Origin of the sequence: Methylophilus sp. (assembly GCF_052437885.1) — a bacterium.
Classification (GTDB): Bacteria; Pseudomonadota; Gammaproteobacteria; order Burkholderiales; family Methylophilaceae; genus Methylophilus.
Map to the genome: position 1 here is coordinate 112,456 of NZ_JBQVPB010000007.1, position 26,306 is coordinate 138,761.

At 50.6% G+C, this 26,306-nt stretch carries 27 protein-coding genes; 17 read left to right on the forward strand and 10 right to left on the reverse strand.

Going from position 1 to position 26,306, the window contains the following annotated elements:
• Positions 1-2: 2 nt before the first annotated feature.
• The 5 genes from ACT6RZ_RS09270 (at position 3) to ACT6RZ_RS09290 (ending at position 7,002) form a co-directional block, all read left to right on the forward strand.
• Entirely contained in the window at positions 3-359 is a 357-nt protein-coding gene (locus ACT6RZ_RS09270; RefSeq protein ID WP_444701834.1) for a DUF4186 domain-containing protein, read from the forward strand.
• Between the two features lie 281 nt (positions 360-640).
• A complete protein-coding gene (locus ACT6RZ_RS09275) occupies positions 641-964 on the forward strand; it encodes a hypothetical protein (RefSeq protein ID WP_444701835.1) in 324 nt (107 codons plus the stop codon).
• Between the two features lie 276 nt (positions 965-1,240).
• A complete protein-coding gene (locus ACT6RZ_RS09280) occupies positions 1,241-2,320 on the forward strand; it encodes an efflux RND transporter periplasmic adaptor subunit (RefSeq protein WP_444701836.1) in 1,080 nt (359 codons plus the stop codon).
• 22 nt (positions 2,321-2,342) lie between these two features.
• Positions 2,343-5,534 carry an efflux RND transporter permease subunit gene (locus ACT6RZ_RS09285; protein WP_444701837.1) on the forward strand — a complete coding sequence of 1,064 codons (3,192 nt, stop codon included), beginning with the start codon at positions 2,343-2,345 and terminating at the stop codon, positions 5,532-5,534.
• 61 nt (positions 5,535-5,595) lie between these two features.
• Positions 5,596-7,002 (forward strand): efflux transporter outer membrane subunit, encoded by a 1,407-nt coding sequence (locus tag ACT6RZ_RS09290; protein ID WP_444701871.1) that lies wholly within the window; start codon positions 5,596-5,598, stop codon positions 7,000-7,002.
• Between the two features lie 179 nt (positions 7,003-7,181).
• Here the strand turns inward: ACT6RZ_RS09290 and waaA are convergent, their stop codons facing one another.
• Positions 7,182-8,447 (reverse strand): lipid IV(A) 3-deoxy-D-manno-octulosonic acid transferase, encoded by a 1,266-nt coding sequence (gene waaA / locus ACT6RZ_RS09295; RefSeq protein ID WP_444701838.1) that lies wholly within the window; start codon positions 8,445-8,447, stop codon positions 7,182-7,184.
• 394 nt (positions 8,448-8,841) lie between these two features.
• Here waaA and ACT6RZ_RS09300 point away from each other — a divergent pair, with 394 nt between their 5' ends.
• From ACT6RZ_RS09300 to ACT6RZ_RS09315, 4 genes are all read left to right on the forward strand, one after another.
• Positions 8,842-11,010, forward strand: coding sequence for an adenosylcobalamin-dependent ribonucleoside-diphosphate reductase (locus tag ACT6RZ_RS09300; protein WP_444701839.1), 2,169 nt, complete (start codon positions 8,842-8,844; stop codon positions 11,008-11,010).
• A gap of 176 nt (positions 11,011-11,186) precedes the next feature.
• Positions 11,187-11,879 (forward strand): TSCPD domain-containing protein, encoded by a 693-nt coding sequence (locus ACT6RZ_RS09305; protein ID WP_444701840.1) that lies wholly within the window; start codon positions 11,187-11,189, stop codon positions 11,877-11,879.
• A gap of 243 nt (positions 11,880-12,122) precedes the next feature.
• On the forward strand, positions 12,123-12,746 hold the full coding sequence (locus tag ACT6RZ_RS09310; protein ID WP_444701841.1) for a hypothetical protein: 624 nt from the start codon (positions 12,123-12,125) through the stop codon (positions 12,744-12,746).
• Positions 12,747-12,772: 26 nt separating this feature from the next.
• On the forward strand, positions 12,773-13,507 hold the full coding sequence (locus ACT6RZ_RS09315) for a response regulator (protein WP_444701842.1): 735 nt from the start codon (positions 12,773-12,775) through the stop codon (positions 13,505-13,507).
• Positions 13,508-13,555: 48 nt separating this feature from the next.
• On the opposite strand, the gene ACT6RZ_RS09320 is transcribed toward ACT6RZ_RS09315, so the two are convergent.
• Positions 13,556-14,443: a hypothetical protein gene (locus ACT6RZ_RS09320; RefSeq protein ID WP_444701872.1), complete on the reverse strand. Its 888-nt coding sequence runs from the start codon at positions 14,441-14,443 to the stop codon at positions 13,556-13,558.
• A 49-nt stretch (positions 14,444-14,492) separates the two neighbouring features.
• The gene (gene yghU, locus ACT6RZ_RS09325) at positions 14,493-15,380 is read right to left on the reverse strand and encodes a glutathione-dependent disulfide-bond oxidoreductase (protein ID WP_444701843.1); all 888 of its coding nucleotides are present in this window, start codon (positions 15,378-15,380) and stop codon (positions 14,493-14,495) included.
• Between the two features lie 239 nt (positions 15,381-15,619).
• Here yghU and ACT6RZ_RS09330 point away from each other — a divergent pair, with 239 nt between their 5' ends.
• Both ACT6RZ_RS09330 and ACT6RZ_RS09335 read left to right on the forward strand, forming a co-directional pair.
• On the forward strand, positions 15,620-15,784 hold the full coding sequence (locus ACT6RZ_RS09330) for a hypothetical protein (RefSeq protein ID WP_444701844.1): 165 nt from the start codon (positions 15,620-15,622) through the stop codon (positions 15,782-15,784).
• 44 nt (positions 15,785-15,828) lie between these two features.
• A complete protein-coding gene (locus ACT6RZ_RS09335; RefSeq protein ID WP_444701845.1) occupies positions 15,829-16,032 on the forward strand; it encodes a hypothetical protein in 204 nt (67 codons plus the stop codon).
• Positions 16,033-16,064: 32 nt separating this feature from the next.
• On the opposite strand, the gene ACT6RZ_RS09340 is transcribed toward ACT6RZ_RS09335, so the two are convergent.
• The 4 genes from ACT6RZ_RS09340 to ACT6RZ_RS09355 form a co-directional block, all read right to left on the reverse strand.
• Positions 16,065-16,769, reverse strand: coding sequence for a tetratricopeptide repeat protein (locus ACT6RZ_RS09340; protein ID WP_444701846.1), 705 nt, complete (start codon positions 16,767-16,769; stop codon positions 16,065-16,067).
• A 52-nt stretch (positions 16,770-16,821) separates the two neighbouring features.
• Positions 16,822-18,021 carry a MalY/PatB family protein gene (locus ACT6RZ_RS09345; RefSeq protein WP_444701847.1) on the reverse strand — a complete coding sequence of 400 codons (1,200 nt, stop codon included), beginning with the start codon at positions 18,019-18,021 and terminating at the stop codon, positions 16,822-16,824.
• On the reverse strand, positions 18,018-20,123 hold the full coding sequence (gene ovoA / locus ACT6RZ_RS09350) for a 5-histidylcysteine sulfoxide synthase (protein ID WP_444701848.1): 2,106 nt from the start codon (positions 20,121-20,123) through the stop codon (positions 18,018-18,020). The genes ACT6RZ_RS09345 and ovoA overlap by 4 nt, the downstream gene beginning before the upstream one ends.
• A gap of 340 nt (positions 20,124-20,463) precedes the next feature.
• Entirely contained in the window at positions 20,464-20,697 is a 234-nt protein-coding gene (locus tag ACT6RZ_RS09355; protein ID WP_444701849.1) for a DUF2789 domain-containing protein, read from the reverse strand.
• 206 nt (positions 20,698-20,903) lie between these two features.
• Here ACT6RZ_RS09355 and ACT6RZ_RS09360 point away from each other — a divergent pair, with 206 nt between their 5' ends.
• From ACT6RZ_RS09360 to ACT6RZ_RS09380, 5 genes are all read left to right on the forward strand, one after another.
• A complete protein-coding gene (locus ACT6RZ_RS09360) occupies positions 20,904-21,368 on the forward strand; it encodes a PA2169 family four-helix-bundle protein (RefSeq protein WP_444701850.1) in 465 nt (154 codons plus the stop codon).
• A gap of 28 nt (positions 21,369-21,396) precedes the next feature.
• Complete coding sequence (locus ACT6RZ_RS09365; RefSeq protein WP_444701851.1) at positions 21,397-21,630, forward strand: DUF2171 domain-containing protein; 234 nt, start codon at positions 21,397-21,399, stop codon at positions 21,628-21,630.
• 240 nt (positions 21,631-21,870) lie between these two features.
• Positions 21,871-22,335, forward strand: coding sequence for a PA2169 family four-helix-bundle protein (locus tag ACT6RZ_RS09370; RefSeq protein ID WP_444701852.1), 465 nt, complete (start codon positions 21,871-21,873; stop codon positions 22,333-22,335).
• Between the two features lie 40 nt (positions 22,336-22,375).
• The gene (locus ACT6RZ_RS09375; RefSeq protein ID WP_444701853.1) at positions 22,376-22,816 is read left to right on the forward strand and encodes an OB-fold protein; all 441 of its coding nucleotides are present in this window, start codon (positions 22,376-22,378) and stop codon (positions 22,814-22,816) included.
• A 72-nt stretch (positions 22,817-22,888) separates the two neighbouring features.
• A complete protein-coding gene (locus ACT6RZ_RS09380; RefSeq protein WP_444701854.1) occupies positions 22,889-23,056 on the forward strand; it encodes a hypothetical protein in 168 nt (55 codons plus the stop codon).
• Positions 23,057-23,124: 68 nt separating this feature from the next.
• Here ACT6RZ_RS09380 and ACT6RZ_RS09385 read toward each other — a convergent pair whose 3' ends face one another.
• Together ACT6RZ_RS09385 and ACT6RZ_RS09390 are read right to left on the reverse strand one after the other, a co-directional pair.
• Positions 23,125-24,027, reverse strand: coding sequence for an SDR family oxidoreductase (locus ACT6RZ_RS09385; protein WP_444701855.1), 903 nt, complete (start codon positions 24,025-24,027; stop codon positions 23,125-23,127).
• Between the two features lie 315 nt (positions 24,028-24,342).
• Complete coding sequence (locus ACT6RZ_RS09390) at positions 24,343-25,206, reverse strand: bestrophin family protein (RefSeq protein ID WP_444701856.1); 864 nt, start codon at positions 25,204-25,206, stop codon at positions 24,343-24,345.
• Between the two features lie 223 nt (positions 25,207-25,429).
• On the opposite strand from ACT6RZ_RS09390, the gene ACT6RZ_RS09395 reads away from it, so the two are divergent.
• Positions 25,430-25,957 (forward strand): hypothetical protein, encoded by a 528-nt coding sequence (locus ACT6RZ_RS09395; protein ID WP_444701857.1) that lies wholly within the window; start codon positions 25,430-25,432, stop codon positions 25,955-25,957.
• 142 nt (positions 25,958-26,099) lie between these two features.
• Here the strand turns inward: ACT6RZ_RS09395 and ACT6RZ_RS09400 are convergent, their stop codons facing one another.
• On the reverse strand, positions 26,100-26,279 hold the full coding sequence (locus ACT6RZ_RS09400) for a hypothetical protein (protein ID WP_444701858.1): 180 nt from the start codon (positions 26,277-26,279) through the stop codon (positions 26,100-26,102).
• Between the last annotated feature and the right edge of the window lie 27 nt (positions 26,280-26,306).

Here is a 26,306-nt window from a genome sequence, read left to right on the forward strand (position 1 = left end):
CTATGCGCGATCTGGATCAGTTGTTTCAAACATTGCAACGCTCCACCTTTCGCGCCAGCTTTCATCTGAATGTCAGGGATATGCAATATCTCAGGCAAAAAGGCATGGCGGTGGTGCTGGATCATGCAGAAGCCTTTATCGCGGACAGGCTGGCACCGGCAGTAATCGCTAATGAGGGGCAGCAGACGCCCATGCGCGGACACCCGGTCTTTGTCGCGCAACATGCGACGGCGACCTGCTGCCGCGGCTGTTTATCAAAATGGCACCGTATCCCGCAAGGCAGGGCGCTCACTCTGGATGAGCAGGCCTATATCGTGGTGGTGTTAGAGCGCTGGCTGTTACCGCTGCTGTCTGATTAACGCCGGGTTTTCGCATACCAACTCTCGCCCCACCTCCTGCAAAACACCCTGCAAAGCGCAATAAATGCCGCGAACCTGACAGTCAGCTTACAAACGGCCGATTTGTGCGAACTTGGCGTGCTTGCGGCTTGTCATTTGCCATGTAAAAGCGTTTAATGTAAGTATTGTAAAGCCCGAAAAACACATTTTGACAGCGGCTTTTTGAAACACTAATTCATCATTGAAAACCCTCATTACAGAAACCTGATTCTTTTCCGTTAACTGACTTAATGCATAAACATTTGAATACAGCCGCAACACAACTCAGACTGTGGGTAGTCACAGTGCTGCTGACTGTACTCGGCTTTGCATTGGTCGCTGAATTCTCCGACCATTCCAGCTACAGCGATGACACCGTCAGGGTGCGCGTAGCCGAGATCGTTGAATATACCGGCGATGGCGAATCTCCGCTCACATCGCCGCTCTACCTGATCCCTCCTGCCGCAAGCATGACGATTGCCTGCGTGCTCCCTTTTGCGTTGCTGTGTCTCTCTCGCCGTCGCGTGGCCCCACGCCCGGTGGTTGTCCGTCACCTGCATTCGCGCGCACCGCCTGTTTCACACTAAGGTGTCACCCGCGTTTGCGCCTGGCATGGCGCGCGCTGAACCTGCACACCCGCCCTGCTGTATCCGCCTCTACAGGTAAGCGCTTGCTTGCGCACCAAACAAGCAAACCAGCCAGCAACATCACCTACATCATGCGGATCAGGCAGCCCTGGCAGGCAGTGTATCAGCCCACAGGTTCATCGCTCATGCCAGCGCAAGCATACGGCCCACCTGTGCGTTGCCTTACCCTTTCTTTATTTTCTGATACACACAAACACTATGATTAAACAGCACTCAATGATTAGGCACCTGGTTGTTTTAGGCTTTATTGGCACTGTGCTCAGCGCTTGCCACCAAGAAGAAGAGCACAAGGAGGCACCGCCCAAGCTGGAAGTGACTTCCCCCTTGCGCAAGGACACCAGCATCACCAAGGAATATGTCGCCCAGATCCATGCCATTCAGCATATTGAATTGCGCGCGCTGGAGCGTGGCTACCTGCAGGATATATTTGTCGATGAAGGGCAGGTGGTCAAACAGGGCCAGCCCATGTTCAAGATCATGCCTAATGTGTATCAGGTGGAGTTGCTGAAAGCCGAAGCCGAGACCAAGACCGTGCAGATCGAATACGAGAACACGCGCGCACTGGCCGAGAAAAACATCGTCTCGCCAAATGAGCTGGCGCTGGCTAAAGCCAAACTGGACAAAGCCAATGCCGAAGTCAAGCTGGCGCAGACGCATTTGAACTTTACCGATATCAAAGCGCCTTTCACCGGCGTCATGGACCACCTGGCCGCACGAAGAGGCAGCCTGATGGACGAAGGCGACCTGCTGACCACTTTGTCTGATAACAGCAAGATGTGGGTGTATTTCAACGTGCCTGAAGCCGAGTACCTGGATTACATGGCGATAGAAGGCCGCGATGAACACCGCAAGGTCAAACTGAAAATGGCCAATGCGCAAGAGTTCAACCAGGAAGGCACCATAGAAACCATAGAAGGTGATTTTGACAATAAAACCGGCAATATCGAATTCCGTGCCGTGTTCAACAACCCTGACCGTGTGCTCAGACATGGCGAGACCGGCAACATTCTAATGAATGTGCCTTTCCCGAATGCGTTGCTGATCCCGCAAAAAGCCACCTTTGAAGTGCTGGATAAAACCTATGTTTACGTGGTGAGCAAAGCCAACAAGCTGGAACAGCGCCTGATCACCATCGCTGCCGAGCAGCCACATCTGTTTATCGTCAAATCTGGCCTTAAGGAAGATGATCGCGTGTTGATCGAAGGCCTGCGCCGCGTGCAAAACGGGCAAACCATCGCGGTGAATTTCCAGACACCTGAGCATGTGTATTCCCATTTAGACCTTTACGCCGAATAGTCAGCCAGAAAGCGAATCCCCCATGCTAAGTATTTTTATCAAAAGACCGGTCATGGCGATCATTTTGTCGCTACTGATCGTGTTTTTAGGCTTTCTTTCCATCAAGTCACTGCCGACTTCGCAGTTCCCCGATATTGCGCCGCCACGCGTGATCGTCTCGCTGGCTTATCCGGGTGCGAGTGCCGACGTGCTGGTGCAATCGTCACTGATCACCATAGAGCGCGCCATTAACGGCGTGCCGGGCATGAAATACATCGTGTCTGATGCGACCAGTGCCGGTGAAGCCACCATACAGGTGATCTTTGCCCTGGGCACCGACCCTAATCAGGCCATGATCAACGTCAAGACACGTATCGACCAGGTGATGAGCCGTTTGCCTGACCTGGTGCAACTCGAAGGTGTGGTGGTGGAGCGTGTGCAGCCCAGCATGCTGATGTACATCAACCTGTTCAGCAAGGATAAGAACGCTGACGAGAAGTTTTTGTATAACTACGCCAACGTCAACGTCATCCCCGAGATTCAGCGTGTGAACGGTATCGCCAGCGCCAAAATTTTGGGTAGCCGCCAGTATGCGATGCGCATCTGGCTCAACCCGGACCGCATGCGCGCTTACAAGGTGTCGATTGAAGATGTCATGAAAGCGATCAGCGAGCAAAGCATCATAGGCCGCCCTGGTCGTTTGGGGCAAAGCTCGGGTATCTCTGCGCAATCCAAAGAATATGTGCTGGTTTACAAGGGCAGGTACAACAAGCCGGAAGAGTACGGCGACATCATTATCCGCGCCGATTCTGAAGGCGAGATACTGAAACTGAAAGACCTGGCCAAGATAGAGCTGGGCAGCGAGTTCTTCGATATTTATTCCAACAAGGATGGCTTCCCTTCTTCTGCCATCGTGCTCAAGCAGAACTATGGCAGTAACGCCAGTGAAGTGATTGAGAACGTGAAAAAACGCATGGAAGAACTGAAGCCCAACTTTCCGGCAGGCATGGCTTACGAGATCGATTACGACGTGTCCAAGTTTCTGGATGCTTCTATCGAGAAAGTGCTGCACACCCTGGTAGAGGCTTTCTTCCTGGTTGCGCTGGTGGTGTATGTTTTCCTCGGCGACTGGCGCTCTACGCTTATCCCTATCCTGGCGGTGCCAGTGTCGCTGATAGGCGCATTTTTCTGCATGCAGTTGTTCGGCGTCACCATCAACCTGATCACCCTGTTCGCGCTGGTGCTGGCGATCGGTATCGTGGTCGATAACGCCATCGTGGTGGTAGAAGCGGTGCACGCCAAGTTTGAAGAAGATGCACACATCACGCCTTATAGAGCCACACAAAAAGTGCTGGGCGAGATCGGTGGCGCCATTGTCGCCATCACCCTGGTGATGACGGCGGTGTTTATCCCGGTGGCCTTTATGTCTGGCCCGGTGGGGGTGTTTTACCGCCAGTTCTCTATCACCATGGCTTCTTCTATCGTGATTTCGGGTATCGTCGCGCTGTCGCTGACGCCGGTGCTGTGCGCGATCTTGCTGAAAAACCATCACGGCCAGCCTAAACGCACCACGCCTATCAGCTGGTTGCTCGACAAATTCAACCGCTGGTTTGACCGCCTGACCGGGCATTACACCAAACTGCTGGGCAAGATCGTGACTGTGCGTACCATTTCGGTACTGGCACTGGCGGCTTTTGCTTTCGGCACCTTTGTGCTGAACAAGACCCTGCCGGCCGGGTTTATCCCCGGTGAAGACCAGGGCCAGATCTACGCCATTATCCAGACCCCGCCCGGCTCTACGCTGGAAGCGACCAACAAGGTCGCCCGCTTGCTGCAAAAAGAAGCGCAGAGCATAGATGGCATTGAATCGGTTTCTTCGCTGGCCGGTTATGAGATCCTCACCGAAGGCCGTGGTTCTAACGCCGGTACTTGTCTGATCAACCTGAAGGACTGGTCCAAACGCAGTAAATCGGTGCATCAGATCATTGAAGAGCTGGAAGAAAAAACCAAGAACTTCGGTGCGGTGATCGAGTATTTTGAACCGCCGGCAGTGCCTGGTTATGGTGCGGCTTCCGGCCTGGCGTTACGCCTGCTGGATAAGACCAACGGCACTGATTACCATGTGTTCGACAAGATCAACCAGGAATTTATGGCCGCTCTGGGCAAGCGCAAAGAACTGTCCGGGCTGTTCACCTTTTATGCGGCTAACTATCCGCAATACGAGCTGGAGATAGACAACAAGGCTGCCATGCAAAAAGGCGTGTCTATCGGTAAAGCGATGGATAACCTGAACATCCTGATCGGCAGTACTTACGAGCAGGGCTTTATCCGTTTCAACAACTTCTTCAAGGTCTACACCCAGGCCAGCCCCGAATTCAGGCGCTACCCGAGTGACATCCTCAACTACTACGTGAAAAACGAAGATGGTGAGATGGTGCCTTATTCAGCATTCATGAAAATGAAGAAAATGCAGGGCCCTAACGAGATCACACGTTACAACCTGTATAACTCAGCCACCATTCGTGCCGCACCGGCACCAGGCTATACCAGTGACGATGCGATCAAAGCGGTGAAAGAAGTCGCCAAAGCCACGCTGCCACACGGCTATGACATAGGCTGGGAAGGTCTTTCATTCGACGAAGCGCAACGCGGCAACGAAGCAGTATTGATTTTTGCGGTGGTGCTGATCTTCGTTTACATGGTGCTTGCTGCGCAATACGAGAGTTTTGTATTGCCACTGGCGGTGATACTGTCATTGCCTGCCGGCGTGTTCGGTACCTTCTTCCTGCTGAAATCGCTGGGGCTGGCCAATGATATTTATGCACAGGTCGGGCTGGTGATGCTGGTGGGTCTGCTGGGTAAGAACGCGGTGCTGATCGTGGAATTCGCCGTGCAGAAACACAACCAGGGCATGTCACTGCGCGATGCAGCGATAGAGGGCGCCAAGGCGCGGTTCCGGCCTATCCTGATGACTTCGTTCGCCTTTCTGGCTGGCCTGATCCCGCTGGTGATGGCGACTGGTGCCGGTGCCGTGGGTAACCGCACCATAGGTACCTCGGCTTTTGGCGGCATGCTGTTCGGCACCGTGTTCGGCGTCATCCTGATCCCCGGCCTTTACTACATGTTCGCCAAAATGACCGATGGCAAGACCCTGATCAGGCACGAGGAGCAGGAACCTCTGACTGAAATCTATCACTACAGCAATGGCTTGGAAAATGATGATGAAGAAGCTTAACCTTAACGCAAGTAAAACCACATTGTGGCTGGCGGGTTCCCGTAAAACCGCGGCCTGGTTGATGGCGGGCAGCACCGCCATGCTGCTGCAATCCTGCGCCATTCCCGGCATCACCACCAAGCAGGCAGATACCAGTCTGCCTACCCACTTTCAGGAGGCAGTAGAGCCGGCGGGCAATAGCGCGAGCGTCAACTGGAAAGACTTTTTTGATGATCAGCACCTGATCTCGCTGATCGATATCGCGGTGGCCAACAACAAAGAAGTCAACATGATGGCGCAGCGCATCAGCGTCGCCCAGAACGAGATCCAGGCCAGACGCGGTGAGTACCTGCCATTTGTAGGCATAGGTGCGAGTGCCGATAAGGAAAAAGTCGGCAAATACACCCGCAACGGTGCCGTGGAAGAAAACCTGGATATCAAGCAGGGCCGTTCCAATCCGCGTTTTCTGGGTAACTACCAGTTTGGCCTGACCGCCTCGTGGGAGCTGGATGTCTGGAACAAATTGCGTAACGCCACCAAGGTGGCGGTGACCGAATACATGGCCTCTATTGAGGGCAAGCACTTTCTGGTGACCAACCTGGTGGCCGAAGTTGCCAACTCATATTATGAACTGGTCGCGCTGGATAACGAACTGCAGACACTGGATCAGAATATCGCGATTCAGCAAAATGCCTTTGAAGTGGTGAAACAGCTGCAGCAATACGCGCGTGCCAACTCACTGGCCGTGAAGCGGTTTGAGGCCGAGGTGAAAAAGAACCAGAGCCGCCAGTTTGTGTTGAAACAGCAGATCGTAGAAACCGAAAACCGCATCAACTTTTTGCTGGGCAGAACCTCGCAACCTGTGGTGCGTTCATCGGCACACTTTATGGACATGCAACCGAAACTGGTACAGGCCGGTGTGCCATCAGAACTGCTGGCTAACCGCCCGGATATCCGCCAGGCCGAACTTGAACTGTCTGCGGCCAAGCTGAATATAGCCGTCGCCAAAGCCAACTTCTATCCTTCGTTCTCTATCCGCGCCGGGCTGGGCTTTCAGGCATTCGACCCTAAATACCTGCTGAAAACGCCGCAGTCCATCATGGCTTCACTGGGTGGTGACCTGATGGCGCCGCTGGTGAACCGTAACGCGATCGAAGCGCAATACAAAAGCGCCAGCGCCATGCAGGTGCAGGCCGCTTATGATTATGAGCAGAAGATCATCAACGCCTATATGGAAGTCGCCAACCAGGTTTCAAACATAGACAACCTGGATAAAAACTACCAGCTGAAAAACAAGCAAGTAGAGGCGTTGACGCAATCTATCGATGTCGCCAATCAGCTGTTCAAAGCCGCGCGCGCTGACTATATGGAAGTGCTACTGACCCAGCGCGACGCACTGGATGCCAAAATGGAACTGATAGAGACCAAGCAACAACAGGTTTCTGCCGTGGTTAACCTGTATCGCTCCCTGGGCGGTGGCTGGCAGTAACACACTAGCATAAGCCTGCTCCAGCCTGCTGTTGCATTTCAGTACCTGAATGCGGGATGGAGCAGGGCTTTTCATGATCAAAGCCACACCCTTGATTAACGCCACAGCTTTGATCAAACCCACAGCTTTGATCAAACACAAAGTGTAGTGGCCTTAAACAGGCGCTGCCAACTCGCTGGTCACTTTTTTAATAAGCCTGCGATCGCCACTATCAGTCTTTGTGTCGTTCCACGATGTTGCTGCGTAAACTCCTGCGCTGCGGCCGACATGGATCGCAGTTTCACCTTATCGCTGGCCAAGTTCGCAATCGTGCGCTTCAGCTCGGCCACATCTTGCAGTTGCACCGCTGCATTCGCCGCAACCGCTTCTGCGGTCACCTGCGCAAAATTAAACATATTCGGCCCCAGAATGGTAGGCACACCCATAGTCGCCGCTTCTATCAGGTTTTGCCCGCCCAGCGGCTGCAGGCTGCCGCCCATCACTGCAAAATCACTGGCTGCATAATAGGTGTACATCTCGCCCATGCTGTTGCCGAGCACCACTTGTATCTCTGCGTTCACGGCTAGCTCCAGCGCTGTGCGCAACACATAGCGCAGGCCGCGTGCTTTTAACAGCGCTTCAACTTCGGCGAAACGTTGCGGATGGCGTGGCACTAACAGCAGCAAAACATCGCTGCCCTGTAGCGCATCCAGGATTAGCGGCTCTTCGCCTTCACGCGTACTGGCCGCCATCAGCACAGTGCGCTGTTCACCCAGCAACGCCCGTAACGCCCCGCCTAGTGCTGCGCTGTTCTGCGGTGGTGACACATCAAACTTCAGGTTGCCGCACACCATGACATTGCGCGCGCCCAAGGCTTGCAGCCGCCCGGCATCTGCTGCGGTCTGTGCCGCTACCAGCGCCAGTTGTTGCAAGCCGTTGCGGGTCAGTGCGCCCAGCCTGGCATAACCGCGTGCCGATCTTTCTGATAAACGCGCACTCAGCAAAGCGACTGGGACTCGCCTGTGTGTGGCCTGGTCTATCAGGTGAAACCACAGCTCGGTTTCCATCAATAAGCCGATAACCGGGTTGAAGTAGTTTAAAAATCGTTTGGCCGCACCTGGCGTATCTACCGGCAAATAAGCTTGCAGCACGCGGCCACTGGCGATCTCGTCACGCAATACTTGCTGGCCGGTCTCGCGGCCGGTGGGTGTGCCGTGTGTCATCAGTATCTGGTGCTGCGGATACTCTTTCAGTAGCGCCTGTATCAGTGGCTGCGTGGCGCGGGTCTCACCAACCGAGACGCAGTGCACCCAGATAACCGGCGCGGTGATCTTTTGCCTGAACCAGCCGTAGCGTTCAGCCCAGTGCCGGCGATATTGCGGTTGTTTCAGGCCGCGCCAGAGCAACTTGAGTGGCAGCAACAGCGCCACCAGATAGATCAGTGCGGTATACACGAATTTTGGCATGGCGCTATTCTCGCATACAAAAGGTGCGGCAATGGATAGTTGCAGCACGCAAATGGGCGCTGGCAACAAGTTGAAACACCGGCAAAAGCAGGTGAGTGATGACTCACCTATGCCTGAGGCCTTGTAGCTAAAGTGATCATAAAAACACCAGCCGGGCGCACCAAAATAATGCATAAAAAATGGGTTGACGCCAACAAAATATAGGCATAAATTACAGTTAATAACACAAGATATTGTGTTTGGTTAGTCAGCGCATCCCCAGCCCTGGGGCTGTGCTTTTTTGATAGCCGGGTTCAGGCTAGCTGTTGCAAAGCGAGGTCAGTCGCTCAAGCCTTGGTGCTTACAGGCTGATGTTTTAAATCAATAATAATCACCAAGGTGTGGGAGAAATACAATGCTGAAAGCCGTTGAAACCAACAAGAAAGCCCATGCAGACGATGCCGCGATCGAGATCCCGGTGCAGCCCGTCTCGCTCGATATCTGGGATAAGAAATACCGACTGAAAACCAAGACCGGTGAACATGTCGATCTGGATATGGACGACTCCTACAGCCGTGTTGCGCGTGCGCTGGCCGATGTAGAGACCTCGGACGAGAAAAAAGCCGAGTGGCACGAGAAATTCCTGTGGGCCTTGCGCCGCGGAGCGATCCCGGCCGGGCGTATCACTTCCAATGCCGGTGCGCTTGAGCACAAACCCGCCACTTCTACCATCAACTGCACTGTTTCCGGCGTGGTGGAAGACAGCATGGACAATATACTAGGTAAGGTGCACGAAGCCGGCCTGACCTTAAAAGCCGGTTGCGGTATCGGTTACGAGTTCTCCACCCTGCGTCCAAAAGGCGCGTTTGTTGCTGGTGCCGGTGCCTATACTTCCGGCCCGCTATCGTTTATGGATATCTACGACAAAATGTGTTTCACCGTGTCATCTGCCGGTGGCCGCCGTGGCGCACAAATGGCAACCTTTGATATCAGCCATCCTGATGTGACTGACTTTATCAAGGCCAAGCGCGAGAATGGCCGTTTGCGCCAGTTCAACCTCAGCTGCCTGATCACCAAAGAATTCATGGAAGCGGTGAAAGCCGATGACGAATGGCGTCTGGCTTTCCCGGTCACCGAGAAAGAAGCCATCATCGATGGCCTGAACGTTAATGACGAGTCACAAGTAGTGTGGCGTGACTGGCCAGTCAGACAAAAATACCTGACCAAGGTCGATGGCCCGGATGCAGGCAAAGTCGCCTGCCGCATCTACAAAACCATCAAGGCACGTCGCCTGTGGGACGTGATCATGTCTTCCACTTACGACTTTGCCGAGCCAGGTTTTATCCTGATAGACCGCGTCAACGAAATGAACAACAACTGGTTCTGCGAAAACATACGCGCCACCAACCCTTGCGGCGAGCAGCCGTTGCCACCTTACGGCGCCTGCCTGCTGGGTTCCGTCAACCTGACCAGATTCGTGCGCCAGCCATTCACAGCCCAAGCGCATTTCGACTGGGACGAATACCGCGAAGTGGTCGGTGTATTCACGCGCATGCTGGATAACGTGGTCGAGATCAACGGCCTGCCGTTAGAGCAGCAACGCCAGGAGATCGCCCGTAAACGCCGTCACGGCATGGGCTACCTGGGCCTGGGGTCCACCCTCACCATGCTGAAAATGAAATATGGCGAAGAAGACTCAGTCAAATTCACCGAAGAAGTCACCCGCATCATGGCCGAAGTCGGCTGGGAGGTCGGCGTGCAACTGGCTGAAGAAAAAGGTGCCGCACCCATCATGGACGAGAAGTTCGAAGTGACTGCCGACATGCTGCGCCTGCGCCCTGAAATGGCCGCCGATGGCATCAAGGTCGGCCAGGAACTGGCCGGTAAAGTGTTGCTGGGCAAATACAGCCGCTATATGCAGCAGTTTCCCGAAGGCCTGCGTAACCAGATCGCCAGCAAAGGTGTGCGCTTTACCCACCATAGCTCCATCGCACCGACCGGCACTATCTCACTGAGCCTGGCCAACAACGCCAGCAACGGTATCGAACCCAGCTTTGCCCACCACTATGCCCGTAACGTGATCCGTGAAGGCAAAAAGTCCAAAGAAAAAGTCGATGTATTCAGCTACGAACTGCTGGCCTACCGCGAACTGGTGAATGCCAACGCCATGCCGTTCAGCGACAAGGCAGAAGAACAATTGCCGGATTATTTCCTCGACTCGTCCACCATCATGGCCAAAGCGCACGTCGATATCCAGGCCGCGGCGCAAAAATGGATAGACAGTTCCATCTCCAAAACCATCAACGTGCCCACGGATTACGACTTTGAGGATTTCAAGAACATCTACCTTTACGCCTATGACAAAGGCCTGAAAGGGTGCACCACCTTCAGGTTTAACCCGGAAGCGTTCCAGGGCGTATTGGTGACCGAGAAAGACCTTGAGAGCACCACCTACAAGTTCACGCTGGAAGATGGCACCGAGATAGAAGCCAAAGGTAACGAAGAGATCGAGTACGACGGCGAGATACACACGGCGGCGAATCTTTTTGATGCATTCAAAGAAGGCTACTACGGAAAATTTTAGTGTTTGCCTGCTGCGCTCGCCATTGCGGCGTTAAAAAGCAGTTTTAAATCCTCATGTACTATTTGTACACTCAGTTTTAAAACTGCTTTTCGCCTGGCACTGGCTACGCTCGCAACGGCAACCATCTTAAATTTTAGAATTAATTGATTAAGAAGCACTCCAATAGGGAGAACAACATGGCAATCAAAATCGACAAAAAAATCACCGCCTACAAACTGGTGACCGATGAAGACAAAAAAGCAAGCGAAGCCGCGCAAGCAGCTGCAACCAATGTTATCCAGATGGGCGAACCTCTGAGCCGCCCGGATATGCTGGTGGGCAACACCTACAAGATCAAAACCCCGGTGACCGAGCACGCCCTCTACATCACCATCAACGACGTCATCATGAACCAGGGCACCCCGCAAGAACACCGCCGCCCGTTCGAGATCTTCATCAACTCCAAAAACATGGAACACTTCCAGTGGATAGTCGCACTCACCCGCGTCATGTCCGCCGTGTTCCGCAAAGGTGGCGATGTCACCTTTCTGGTAGAAGAGCTGAAAAGCGTGTTTGAACCCTCAGGCGGCTACTTCAAAAAAGGCGGCAAATTCGTGCCTAGCCTGGTGGCCGAGATAGGCGAAGTAGTAGAAACCCACCTGCAAGAAATCGGCATGCTGAAAAAACCAGGCCTGGACGAACACCAGCAAAAACTGGTCGAAGAGAAAAAAGCCGAATACCTGGAAAAACACGCCAAATCAGGTGACGAATCAAACGAAGAAGGCTTCCCCAAAGGCGCGCAGCTTTGCAAAAAGTGCAATACCAAAGCCAGCATACTGATGGATGGGTGCATGACTTGCCTGAATTGTGGGGATAGTAAGTGTGGTTAAAATAAAAAGCCCGCTTTAGCGGGCTTTTTATTTATGACTGGAAAAAAGATACTTATCTGAAATTAGAGCCATTTTTTAAAGTGACAGTTGTAAGAATAACAACTTTTATTGTTATAAATTTATAACAATAATCAGATTTGAAAGTTGAACTGGTGTTTTTATTTCTATAAATACATACTCAAAAGAGGCAGTAAATAACAAGCGTAGTCGTCATCTAAAAACCTAATAATCAGGGAGGGTTCTATGGCTATTGATATTGTTTTTGAAGGGCTTGAAGTAAATGAGAATGGGCTTTTGCCATATGATCAAAACGAAATATCCGGAATACTAAGTTTAAGTTGGATCTATTGTCGACCAGATTTACCGCAAAGTGTTTTAAATTGGTCCATAAAGCTCGATAGTATTCAAAAAAAACAACCAGTCAATTTAAATGATTTTGCTTGGTATCAGAAATTGGCTTTCAGACAAAATGCAGTTGGAAAGTCAGTCATTAAAATAGAATTAATCACAGCAAAAGATTACCCATTAATCGCAAAATTAGTTGCGGGATTGGTCGGATTCGGAGTTAAAACAGTTGGGGGATTAATTATAAATCCAGTCGCAGCTTCGCTTTATGACACGCTCACATCCCAAATTGAACTTACAAATAATCCAACTTTATACAAATTAGGCACTGCCGAGTTGGAAATTAATCCAGACCTCCCACTTCCTAATGGTGTTCAAACGATAGATCTGGAGTTGAAAAGTAAGTTTGTCATTCAGCCGGGCAGTACAAGTCCATTAAATGGACAAAAGACACCAGAGTTTGCCATACCAAAAGGAAAGAATGGAGCAATAAAATTAAGTATTAAAGACTTTGCCAAATAATTGCTTTTTCTTACAAGGGGGGGGTTATGACTACAGAGTTTATGCGAGACATGGCGTTACTTGTAATAGCATTTACATGTTTAGGGGTTTTTGTAGCAACAGCTATCGCTGTTGTACTTGATATTTTTAACACATTAAAGCTGGCTCAGGATATTAGAAGGAAATTACACGCAGTATTTGTGGTTGAAATAATTGGAATATCTATTGCAGCATTCGCTGGCATTCTGAATCCAACGAAAGCAGTTAAGCAGTTTGAGAATGTTTCAGAACAAAAAAATCAAGCAAAGGCTGCCCTTTATTTGCTCCAGGCAGAGGCGTCTGGGGGGCCAAGTGAGCACAAGAAGGTGACTCCGAATCTCGATGCCATCAAAGAGTCTGTCGGGGCAGCATCAAAAAACTTGAGAGATTCAAAAGTCCTTTGGGTTGACGATAACTCACAAGGGCAAACTTACGAGAGACAAGCTCTTGAACAACTCGGTGTCGAATTTGTTCTCGCAAAAAATACTGAGCAAGCCTTGGAAATCTTAAAAGATCAGCAATTTCAAGCAGTCATCACTGACTTCAAACGGTCAGAAGATTCCACAGCAGGCTACACACTTCTTAAAAAGATTCAGCAAGAGAAAATCGATGCTCCAGTGATAATTTATTCCGGGTCTGCGACCCCGGAGTTTGTAGCGGAAGCCAAGAGTTTTGGTGCGTATGGGGAAACTAATCGCCCTCAAGAACTGTTCGATATGGTAGTTAATGCGGTCAAGAAATAAAGGATACTTAATTTAGTGTAAGGCTATGCTTAAGGTATTTCTATTTACTTAAACTCCCCATTCGATTGGGCCACACAAGGAGCCGACGGTTAACACCACTTGCTGGTAGGTCGTGGTGGCTGGAAGGTGAGCAGCAAGCTTATATAGTGATATGTAGCCAGGGTCCAGCCGGTAGTCTTTTTCGCGGAATATGCTGTGTTCTTTTGCGTAGGTCTCTGCCAAGGCCCTGAGCGATTCGGCAAGTGGTTTGTTCGGGTTGCTGGGGGTGAAGTCACCTAACAGCCACAGGTGAACATCTTCATCTTCTGTATAGCCAGTTTTAGGGTCTGCCAGCTTAAACGCATGGTCTATCCCGGCCTGGTTTTCTACTTCTTTCGGGTCGCCATAGGCTACTTCGTAATATTTCACTTTAGCTGTGAGCAGCGAGGTGGCGCCATCGATTGGTACGTTGCCAACTGCGTAGTAGCCTGCAATGGCCCGCACACTTTTTAAATGGTGTTCTTTGCCAACAAAGTGGATGGTCTCACCGCGTGCTTGTAGTTCTTTGATGCCGGCAGCCATATCTTTAGTGGCGGCGTAGATAAGTGCGGCGTAGCTAGGGAAAGTATGGTTGTCGGCGCTTTTCCGGGCCAAGCTGTAGTTGATCATGGCAGTGCCATTGCAATAAAGCTCCATGGCACTGGCGGCGGCCACATTACCTTGCTCATCCAGCACTACCGAGACTGCCATTTTGGTGCCGTTTTGATTGCCGCCCGCCAGGGCTGCAAGCCAGTTTTGTAATTGCTCGGCGGGCCATTCGGGGTACTGCTCTCTGGCTAGCGCAAATACTTGCGGCAGCAGCCTGGTTTGCTCGGCCGCGCTCAGGTTTTGCAGCCGTACGATGGTGTAATCGGCTGGCCGGGTGTATTCGGGTGGCAGGTTGAAATCGTAGGGCACTATCAATTCGTCCTCTTTTACTGCTGGTGCTTGCTATGCAAGGGCTGCATTAAATCTTGTCTTGCGTGCTGGTCTCGAAGTCGCTGGCAGCATGGCGTTCATGCAGTTGTTCGGATGGCTCTCCCGTGGTGCGATTGACCATGCGGCCACGTTGTACTGCGGGGCGCGCAAAAATCTCTGATGACCACCGCTTGAGATGTGTGTAACTATCTGCCTCTAAGAACTTGCCTGCGTTGCCATATGCTTCATTGCGCACCAATGTGCCATACCAGGGCCAGACGGCCATATCCGCAATCGAATATTCATCACCGGCGAGAAAGCGATTGTTCGCCAGATGCTGATCCAGCACGTCTAACTGACGTTTGACTTCCATCGTAAAGCGGTCGACCGCGTATTGAATGTGTACAGGCGCATAAGCATAAAAATGGCCGAAGCCACCGCCCAGGAACGGCGCGGCACCGACTTGCCAGAATAACCAGTTCAATGCTTCGGTGTTTGATGTGTGATCTTTTGGCAGAAAAGCATCAAACTTTTTTGCCAGGTAGAGCAGGATAGATCCGCTCTCAAAAACACGGGTGGGTTCAGCGGTAGAGTGATCCACCATGGCCGGGATCTTTGAATTAGGGTTGATGCCGACAAAGCCGGAGCCGAACTGGTCACCATCGAGTATCTTGATCAGCCAGGCATCGTATTCAGCCCCGTGATGGCCGAGCGCCAACAGCTCTTCGAGCATGATAGTCACTTTGACGCCATTGGGCGTGCCTAGGGAATATAGCTGTAGCGGGTGCTTGCCGACAGGCAGGGCTTTTTCATGCGTAGACCCGGCGGTGGGTCTGTTGATGCTTGAAAATGTGCCGCCGTTGCCTTGCTCCCAGGTCCATATTTCAGGAAGTTGATAGCCGGCAGGAAAGTTGTTGGAGGGCGCGTGGTTTGACATAGTGCTAAGACCTTAATCCCGGGAAAGAGAATGTATGAGTACCAGCATTCTAATCACTAATGCAGATGCCTTGTGTGACGGAGGTTACCTGCTGCGAGCAAGCATCATAAACGGAGAAATATCCCGCTAAATGTCCATACCTTAATCTATTTGTCTGCAAACTCCCACAACATAATCAGCCGCTGGCCGATAAATATTACGTCGGCTATTCGCTAGTATTTTTACTAGGTTAAAAGGAGATGACAATGGCTAGAGACCCGAATGAGATTCCTGACCGTGAGTCAGACACGGTGATTGATCCTGACGACGATACTGTGGTCGACCCCGATTTAGAGCCTTACGACGAAGCGGTTGAGAAGCCGCTTAAGGATAGCGAAAATTTTATTCCGTCTGAAGAGCTTTAGCGCAGTGATCGTTCTTAAACCCATAACTGGAATTGGAGATGATGATGGCATTTGATTCAGCAGTGCCTGTTGAAGGCGTGGAAGAAAAGTCAACTGTGGTGAAACCTATAGATAAAGATACAAGGCAGCAGCAGGATGTGAAAGGCAATCTGGGCAATCTGGCCGGCAACCCGGCCATAGACCGGAAAACGCCACCCGACGTAGAACCGGGAAAACTACCTGAAGATAACAAATCCACTCAAAAGTGAATTAGCCGAAAAAATATTCCGGCGGCAGCCGCTTAACAACCCTTGAGTTGTTGGCTTTTGCACTGCGTCGCCAATTGGGTGGCAGAGGCGACCTGCTCAGGAGTCATTTGAGCTAGCGTGTAATTCAGCATTTTAGTGTGCCGGTTCACAAGGTGCTTGTCTTCGTTTTGCGTGGCCAGCATCAACCACATCGCCGTTTTGACGGCATCTTTTTCTACGCCTATCCCCTGCATATAGATGTTGGCCATATAGCCTTGTGCTTCACTATTGTTGTTGCTGGCAGCCAGGCTTAACCATTTAAATGACTCTGCCAAATCTTGCGGAATGACATCGCCACTAAAATACAACATACCTAAATTGAGCTGTGACTTTACGTGCCCTTGCTCCGCGGCTTGTTGATAATATTGCGCGGCTCTTTCATATGTAATGCTTTGAATCTCACGCCTGAACACCAGCGAGCCCAACATATATTGCGCGTCTTTGTTATTCAAGTCTGCCGATTTTGTATACCATTTAACGGCTTCGTCCATATTCTGTTTCACGCCGTCGCCATCGTGATACATCAGGCCCAGGTTGTAGCAAGCCTTGGCGTCGTTTTGATTGGCAAGAGATAAGTAAATCGCATGCGCCGCCGCAAAGTCTTTTTGCGATAGCTTTTGTTTGGCTTCTTCCAGGGTATTGGCTTGCGCCACACAACAGATCAGTAAGCCTATTATGAACAATCGAATTTGCAGCATATGGACCTCGCGGTGTTGGTATTAATGGGGTTGCTGGATTGGTGGAAACGCTTTAACTACTTTTTTCCAAGGCAAGCTGTAAGCGCGAAAGCGCAGCCATGACATTGCCTTTCGGGGTGCCGATATTCATGCGCATAAAGCCCTCGCCACCGCCGCCAAATATGGCACCCGGGGATAAGCCTAATTTGGCTTCTTCAACAAAAAAGCGGTTTAACCCGGCATCGTCCAATTGTAATTCACGGCAATCCAGCCACAGTAAATAGGTGGCTTGCGGGCTAATAACGCGGATGGCGGGTAAGTGCTTATTGATAAATGCGATGGCCTCATCGCGCGTTTCTTGCAAATATGCCATTAAGGCATGTCGCCATTCACCTCCTTCGCGGTAGGCGGCCTCGAACGCGACAAGATTAAAGGGATTGGTGACTGAAACTCCCATATGTTGCAGATGCTTCTGGATGGCGCGCCTGTGTGATTCATTTGGGATAATCAGGGCAGACAGCCCTAGGCCTGGGATGTTAAAAGTTTTACTGGGTGACACGGCGGTGATGATGCGGTGTGACGCTTCTGAGCTTGAGTCAGTCTCCATACTCAATCGGCTTAATGGCAAGTGTTCTGCATCGCTATATACCAGATCGGCATGAATCTCATCGCTTAAAATGGTCAGGTCATGTTTTTCAGCGATCGCCAGCAACGCTAGCAGCTCGTCTTTTTGCCAGACGCGGCCAACCGGATTATGCGGCGAGCACAGCAGCAACAGCTCGGCATGTTTGGCACATTCCTCCAGCTGGGTTAAATTCATCTGGTAAGAAAGATCGCCATCGTCTTTTAAAACAAGAGCGTTTTCAATCAAACGACGATTTTGGTTGCTGACAGCAGAAAAAAAAGGGAAGTACACCGGGGGCTGCACAATCACGCCTGCCTGTTCGGCAGTGAGCGCGGCCACTACCAGGTTTAGCGAAGGTACCACGCCAGGCGTCAGGACTATCCATTCCCGCTTCACTTGCCAGTTATGAGTGATAAGCAACCAGTCTATCAGCGCCTGATACAGGCTTTCAGGTGCCAGAGAGTAGCCAAACACGGGATGACTGGTGCGGGTTTGCAGTGCTTTGCTGATGGCTTCAGGTACTGCGAAGTCCATATCGGCTACCCACATCGGCGTCAGGTCATCGGTGCCGAATGTGGCTAGCCTGCCGTCATACTTCAGGGACTGTGTATGCTCACGCGCAATGGGCTGATCAAACAACCCGCTCAACTGATGCGTTCCCACAGCGTCACTTCCGAAAGCGTATGCTGGAATTTGTGATTGGTTTCACGAATCACAAACGGGATATCAACCGGCGGTTGTATCAGGCTGAATTGCTGGTCCAGTATGGCTTTCAGGCCATCCAGCGTAGTCACGTTTTCACCATCTTTTTTATAGCCGCCTATCCATTCCTCGCGGGGGGTATGTTCCTCAAGCCAGGTATAAGGCGAAGTGATCATCAGCACACCGCCGATATTCAGACGCTCATGAATCGCACTCAAGAATTGACGCGGGCTGTAGAGCCTATCGATCAAGTTTGCCGCGAGAATAAAATCGTAGCCGGTAAACTGGGGCTTGAGGTTGCAGGCATCCCCTTGCCAGAAGGCGACTTTATTGACTATTTGATGCAAACCAAGCGCAGTCAGGTTGCGTTCCTGGTAACTGATCAGGTCACCTTCGGTGACCATGGTGTAGCGCAACACACCTTGTTGCACCAGTTTGAGAGCCAGGCCGATAAACCGCGCAGAAAAATCAATGCCGGTCACGTGATCAAAATGTCTGGCTAACTCAAACGTGGCGCGTCCAGTGGCACAGCCTAAATCCAGTGCCGTTCTGGCTGGCCTGGATTGCAGGCATTTAATCGCAATATCACTCAGCGTTTTGGGGAAGTTGGGCACGCCAAAATAGCTATCCCCATAATGAAACTCGGCATACTCCGACAGCAGTTTGTCTGACTCATAGTGTGAGGCATTTTCTTCAATCGGGGTATCAGTCACGATATAGCGGAATCCTGCATGTTGAAAAAAATGTCGCCTGAACGCATAACGGGCACTTTTCAGCGCTTCGTTGCCAGTCGATATCCATGAGCCGCCCTTAATCAGGTTATGGCGGCCATCAAAAGTGGGTGTCGTAAAGTCATCGTATAAAGGATGTACCTGAAAACCATCAAACGGGAAAATAGGTGTTTCAGTCCATTGCCAGACATTGCCAACCACATCAAACAACTCGCCATGTGCGAACTGGTTAACCGGGCAGGAGGACGCAAAATGATCAAGGAAGAGGTTGGCATTCATGCTACCCGCTACCTTTTCATCTGATAAGCCGGCATGTTCATAGAGACTATACCATTCATGCTCGTTAGGCATGCGTACCGATTTGCCCAGTTGCGCAGACAGCCAGTGACAGTAAGCTTTTGCCTCGTGGTAATTGACTTCCACCGGCCAGCTCCACGGCATGTTGACCTCTGACGTCATCAAGCGCAGCTTCCAGCCATCGGCATGTTTTACCCAGAATGTAGGATGCTCGGCTTGCGCATACCGCCGCCAGGCCAGGCCTTCTTCCAGCCAGTATTCATCCTTCTGGTAACCGCCCGCTTCTACAAAGCTTAAGAATTCAGCATTCGATGCCAGGTATTTTGCTGCCTGAAAGGCGGGGCTATGGGTTTTAAACTGGCCGTATTCGTTATCCCAGCCGTAATGATCCGTAGATTTGGTGAGCTGTATCTCCCTGGCCGGAATATCTACCAGGCTATTCCTGGGCGCTGGTGTATCTTGCGTCTGGCAGGGCACCCAGTCCGGGTGTTGTTGCACATATTGCAAGCTTTGCTGCCGTATCAATACCGAGCTGGTCTCAAGATGAATGCGCTCATGCTCTATGCCCATCAGGATAGGCCACCACGGACTATCCCAGGCAATAGGCAGGTTAAACGGCAGTGTGCTGATCAGCTCATCTACCACTAGTCGTACGTTGGCACGATAGGCTTTGACCTCTGCCGGAGTCGGCCAGGTGTAATTCATCTCGTTGACATCATCCCAGCCCATTTCATCGACACCTACCGCAAACATCGACTCAAATTGCGGATTAACACGTTGAGAGATCAAACCCGCCAGGATGAGTTTATTGATCAGAAAAGTATTGGTGTGGCCGAAATAAAAAATCAGCGGATGACGTAAAGGATTGGGCTTTATGTAATAAGCCTGGTCGCTGTTCAATACTTCAAACAATGCTTCATACAAGTCCGCAGTTTCATGAAAATAAGCGCGTATATCCTCACGGGTGACGAATGGTTTATTGCTGTGTATCGGGATACTGCGATTAGGTTGCTTGTTCATGTTTTGTACTGATTAGTTTTCATGGTTGATCTGTTGCGTCGATACAGCCGCTTTGGAAAATATATTCAAGCATGTATTCAATATTAAAGTGCCCGAAAACAGGCGCCAGAGTAAGCAGAGCGAGTAGCTTCACCTGGAATTAAAGACTCTTCTTTGTTCAGTGTTCAGCCATATTAGTTCATTCGCAACCATGGGAAATAATCAGCAAAAATGTATGCCAGGTTTTTAGGCAAAGTAATAGAAAACAATAAAGCTTTTATGCATGCGCCATGGCCATGGATTATACGAAGGGGAAGCTGCTGCGCTGGTCGCAGATGAACGCAATCACCCCTCTGGCCTGTTACTTATGCAACCTGGCATTCAATTGATCTATCACCTCTGCCCAATCCGCGTCTTTCAAAATCTCTTCGCGCAAAAAAGCGGCTTGCGCTGGTGTCCAGTAAGTGGCATCAGCCAGCGAGATATAGCCGGCTAAATGGTTGTGCGTCTGGATAAAAGTGTCTATCTCTGCATCACTCGAAGGCAAGCCCAGCTGGGCGAACAGGTTGTTGAGGGTGTGTAGTGTCGCTTCCATGATGATTCCTATCGTTGTTATTTGGCGGTGTCATTTATCAGTGTCATTTATCAGTGTCATTTATCAATGATCTAGCACCTGAACATTCTGACATATTAACCGCAAAGAGAATTCCTACAGTGTTTTAAGCAAACGCTGATGGAGCAGATGGTGAGCGTCGCCCATACTGTGATTTCACAGTGTTGAAACGATGCAGGAGATTAACTATGGTGGATAACAATGATGTGATTGCCATCTTGAATGACTTGATCGAAACCTCGAAAGATGGCGAAGAGGGTTTCCGCAGCTCGGCTGAGCATGTGGATGATGCGCGTTTGCGCGATTTTTTCTTGCGCCGTTCCAAAGAGGTCGGCGAAAGCGTGCGTGAGTTGCAGGCGCTGGTGAGTGCATTAGGCGGTGTGCCGGTGAACGCCACATCGATAGGCGGCACTTTGCACAGACGCTGGATAGACCTGAAAACTGCGTTAACTGCCAATGATAATTTAGCCGTGTTAAATGAGACTGAACGTGGCGAAGATGTAGCGATGGCGGCTTATCGCGATGCCCTGGAGATCGATTTGCCGCAAGAGATCAGGGCTGTAGTGATGCGCCAGTTAGAGGGCGTGAGACGTAACCATGGGCTGGTAAAGCAGTTACGTGATGTTTTTGATGCCGAAGCAACCATGCACTAAATGGTCGGCTTAATTAAAGGAGAAAGAGATGAATACCAATCAGATTATTCCAGAAATGCCAGTCGTCTGTTCACAGGGTGGCCAGTTCGCCACCGTGGACCATATGGAAGGTAGTGACTCCATCAAGCTCAAAAAAGATGAGCAGGGCCAGCACCACTATATTCCTACCAGCTGGGTGACCGGCATAGAGGATGGCAAAGTCGTGGTCGACAGACCGGGTGATGAAGCCATGCAGGATTGGACTGAAGCACCAAGGCATTAATCATGCTGGCCGGCTCATGAGAGCCGCCTGAGGCAGAAGACTCAAAGTTCACACTTTGGGTCTTTTGTTTTTTTAAAACTGACTGGTGTTTTTAAAATCGGCTGGCTTTTATGGCGCTGGCCACGGCCAGCTTGCGCAGGTGAAATCTTACAGCTTTTTAAGATATGTCCTATGCAAGGCCTGATGTCTGCTAGTCATACTGGATGCAAAGATTATTCTAATTTGAATGCGGAGATTGAAATGATTGATAACGACGATGTCATTGCCATTTTGAATGACCTGATCGAAACATCTAAAGATGGCGAAGAAGGCTTTCGCATTTCGGCTAAAAATGCGGCTGACGCGCGTTTAAAAGACTTTTTCTTGCGTCGTTCAAAAGAGGTGAGTGCCAGTGTGCTTGAATTGCAGAACCAGGTGCGTGCCTTGGGCGGTGAGCCAGTGGATAGCACTTCAATCGGCGGCATTCTGCACAGACGCTGGATAGATATAAAAACCGCGCTGACCAGCAATGATAATCTGGCCGTACTGAACGAGACTGAACGCGGCGAAGACGCAGCACTGGCGGCTTACCGGCTAGCGTTAGAACAAGAGTTGCCTGCGGATGTGCGGGCGCTGATCTTGCGCCAGGTAGATGGCGTGAAACGCAACCACAACCTGGTCAAGCATATGCGCGATATTTATGAGGCTGAAGCGGCCATTCATTGATTGTGCACCACAGGCTACGCGTTAAATAACGGAGAGACTTATGAAAACATCACAAAAATGGTTTTATGGCATTTCGGTGGGTCTGCTGACGGTGAGTCTGATCGGCTGTGAACGGCCGCCGGAGCAGGAAACGACCTCGGATAATAAAGTCATCGAGGAAAAGCCGCCTTTGGAAACCACGGCCAGTGAGATCGCTAAAGAATATGCGGATAACTCGGTGGCTGCGGACAACAAATTCAAGGACACGACTTTTAATGTCAGCGGCAGCATAGTCGATGTGCAGAAGAATTCAATCAATGAGCCTTATGTGAGTCTGAAAGGCGGCGTGGACCCGACCAAGGAGCCGCAATTTGCCTTTATTGTAGCCGACCGCGAAAAAGCATTCGAGTTGAAACCGGGGCAGAACGTAAAGCTGCAATGTAAAGGCCTGGGCGACCTGGCTGATGCCCCTATGGCCGGTGAATGCAAGATCCTGGAGTGAGCGCTCACCTGACTGAAAAGGCATATTCAAGGCCAGCAAGCACACATAGCAAACATTAAAAAGGATATAACAATGGCAACAGATGAAAAAAACCTGGTTGAAGAAATCATTGATAATGCGATAGAGCCATCCACTCATCTGGTGGAAGAGGATGAGGATGCCGCTAAGACAGATACCGCCAAGCGTATTCCTCATGACCCGCTCAATGAGAACCTGGTGCCTGACCCTGAGCAGCCATAACTGCTCAGCGGTGCAGGTTACCCAATAAAAAAAGCAGGCCTGCAGGTCTGCTTTTTATTTTGGTTCTATCAATGACAAAGCTCTTTACCGCCGCTGCCGTGAATATTGCCGCCTCCGCTGGCGATATATAAAGCACCATCCGGGTTCCTGGGTGGTTCATCATATTGCTGTTTATCTGCCTGCTTGGCAGACAGTTTTTCCGCCAGGGAAGGCAGCAGGTTCTGCATGGTGGTATTAATCTTGGACATGGCGCCCACCTTGATATGGTGAGTGGTGCTAGTGGCCGCTTCCAGAATCGCATGTGCAACATCGGCCGGGTCTATCTGCGGCGAGGGCAGTTTTGGTTCCTTCTGCATATAGTTTTTGGCATGCTGCGGGAAAGGGGTGTTGACCGCGGTGGGCTGGATCAGGGTGATGGAGATAGGGGTCTGGTCCACTTCCTGGATCTCTACCCGCAAAGCGTCGGTGTAGCCTTTTACCGCATGTTTACTGGCAGAATACATGCCCTGCAACGGCACCACGGCTTCTGACACCTCGCTGCCCAGGTTGACCAGAACGCCTTCACTTTTGATCAGATGCGGCAATGCCACCAGCGACCCATGCACTATGCCCCAGAAGTTGATATCAAACAGGCGGCGGTGATCTTCTTCGCTGACTTCATCCAGCCTGCCATAGATAGACAGGCCAGCATTATTCACCCAGGTGTCTATGCGGCCAAAGCGTGCTATGGCGATCTGCGCCACTCTTTCTACCTGGTCTCTATCGCTGATATCAGCGACGACGTGAATCGCCTCACCGCCATTTTCATTGATCAGTTCTGTAATGTTGATCAATGTGTTTTCACTACGAGCGACCAGCACCAGCCTGGCACCCTGTTCTGCTGCCGTATAAGCGGTAGCAAAGCCGATGCCGCTGGAAGCGCCAGTGATCACAATCACTTGTTCGTTAATGGGGGTGATAGATCTCGCCATAGTGTCTTCTCCTTGAGTGAATCAGATGTCTGCAAATAAACTGAGGTGCAGACTGCAGATTAATGCGGCAGGCGTGAACAAGTAATCCGAAGCACGCTGATTGCTGCGTCGGAATTTCAGGTGCAGTGGATGGTGAAGATTTCGATTACAACAGCTTATTCAGCCATTCGATGATGAAAGGGTGCAGGCACGCAATGTATAAATCCTGAACCCCAGTGCACTATGCCACGCAAGAGTGACCGCCAGCCCGGGCCGAATATAGCGCTATAAAAAAAAGCCGCAATCAGCGGCTTTTGGTAAATGCTGAGTGTTGGTCTAGAGCAATTCTTCTACATGTTTTTTGATATTGGCCGCCATTTTTGGCGTGGGCAAATCATTCAGATCACTGCCAAACGGGTCTTCGATCTCTTCGGCGATCAGTTCCAGGCTGGCAAGCACATAAAAAATAAACACCACTACCGGCACCACGTAGTAACCAAGGTTAAACACAAAGCCGAATGGCAAGGTCATCACATAAAAAAAGATGAATTTTTTGATAAACGCACTGTATGAGTAGGGGATAGGCGTGTTCTTGATGCGTTCGCAAGCGCCGCAGATATCGGTGAATGATTTCAGCTCTTCGTTAATGATAAAAAACTGGTCGCCGCTAATGGTTCCGGCGAGGTAAAGCGCATTGGCTTTTTGAAAGATCTTTTGAGCGATCTGGTTGGGGTGGTGTTCGTGGTGATCTATCTCCAGATCCAGCCCTTCAAACAGCATTTTGCTGACTTCTTCATTCATCAGGTGCTTGGAAAGCACAGAGGCATAGGTCGGGATGATCTTTCTGAAAAAATCCAGGTCGTTCTCATCAGTTAAATAAGCCGACAACTTGATCGCCAGGTTACGGCTGTTGTTGACCAGTGACCCCCAGAGTTTTCTGCCTTCCCACCAGCGGTCATAAGCGGTGTTGGTGCGGTAGGCCAGCAATAATGACAACACAAAACCGACAGTGGTGTGGATCAGAGAAAGGTTTTTTACGTGACTGCTGTCAGCCAGTTTCCAGTACTCTAACTCCAGGTAGGCGACGCCGCCTGCGTACAAGCCGATCAACAGCATCATAGGCGTCAGCTTGCGGAAAGTATCCGACTCGTGAAAGCGGAAGATAAAGATAATCCAGTCTTTTGGGTTGTATTGAATCATTATTTATTCTTTGATTGAGGCCAGCGGCGAGTTTAGCACGGCCGAAGTGATCGCATCAGTCCCGCCATGCGCGCGGCCCAGACTGATGGCCGGGCCACAGAGCATAGTCCTGTTAGCAAAGGGTGCGGCATGCAAGTTTAACTTAACCTAATATATAATCCTCAACGCTGTTCGGCAGCGGCCGCACAGTTTGAATTCAACCTAATAACTATAAGGAAATTGCATGTTTAAAATAACAAGATCAGTGCTTCCATTCGTCGTTTTAGCAGTATTGAGCGGGTGTGCCGCCGCCCCGGCAAACAAGCAGGCGATGATAGCCAGCCCGAGTGCTGCGGTCAGCGAAAATCAAAAGGGTAAATTTATCGTCAATGCAGTGTCAGGCGGCAAGGCCACCAATCCATTCTGGACCTCTCAGGTGAGCAACGAAAACTTTGAAGCGGCTTTGAAAGAATCGCTGGCATTGTCTGCGTTATCTGCGGCGGATGCTTCAGCCAGTAAATATAAGATCGATGCCGAGCTGGTGTCACTGAAACAGCCAATGTTTGGTTTGACTTTTGACGTGGTGTCTACGGTGAATTACAAGGTTTATGGCGCAGGCAGTGAAAAAGTCTTTCCTATCGTCGCCACCGGCACCGCGACCACTTCTGATGCGTTTGTCGCCATCACGCGCTTGAAGATCGCCAACGAAAAATCCATACAGGAAAATATCAAAGAGTTTATCAAGCAACTCTCAGCCAGTGGTTTGCAATAAATAGCGATCACTACCTGGTTCTGAATTAGTACTCACACAGTAGCCATAGAGATATGGCTACTGTCACATTGGTCATGTCATCTCGGCGCTGATATAAGTGATATTCAACTAAACAACGACAGTCGCGCATTGAAAGCCGGTATCAAGGGATACCTATGATCTTGAGGTATTCTTCCAGGGTCAGCGTCAGCTGCTGCAACGAGTTATTCACCTCATCAAGGTGCTGGTTGCCATTCAAATGCAATTTCTCAAGTAGCGCTTTATGCTGCTCCACCGCATCCAGATGCGCTTCCAGTTTGGCCTCTTTTAATTCTTTGCTCATAGCGCTCTCCTGTTATTTTGTTGTTTG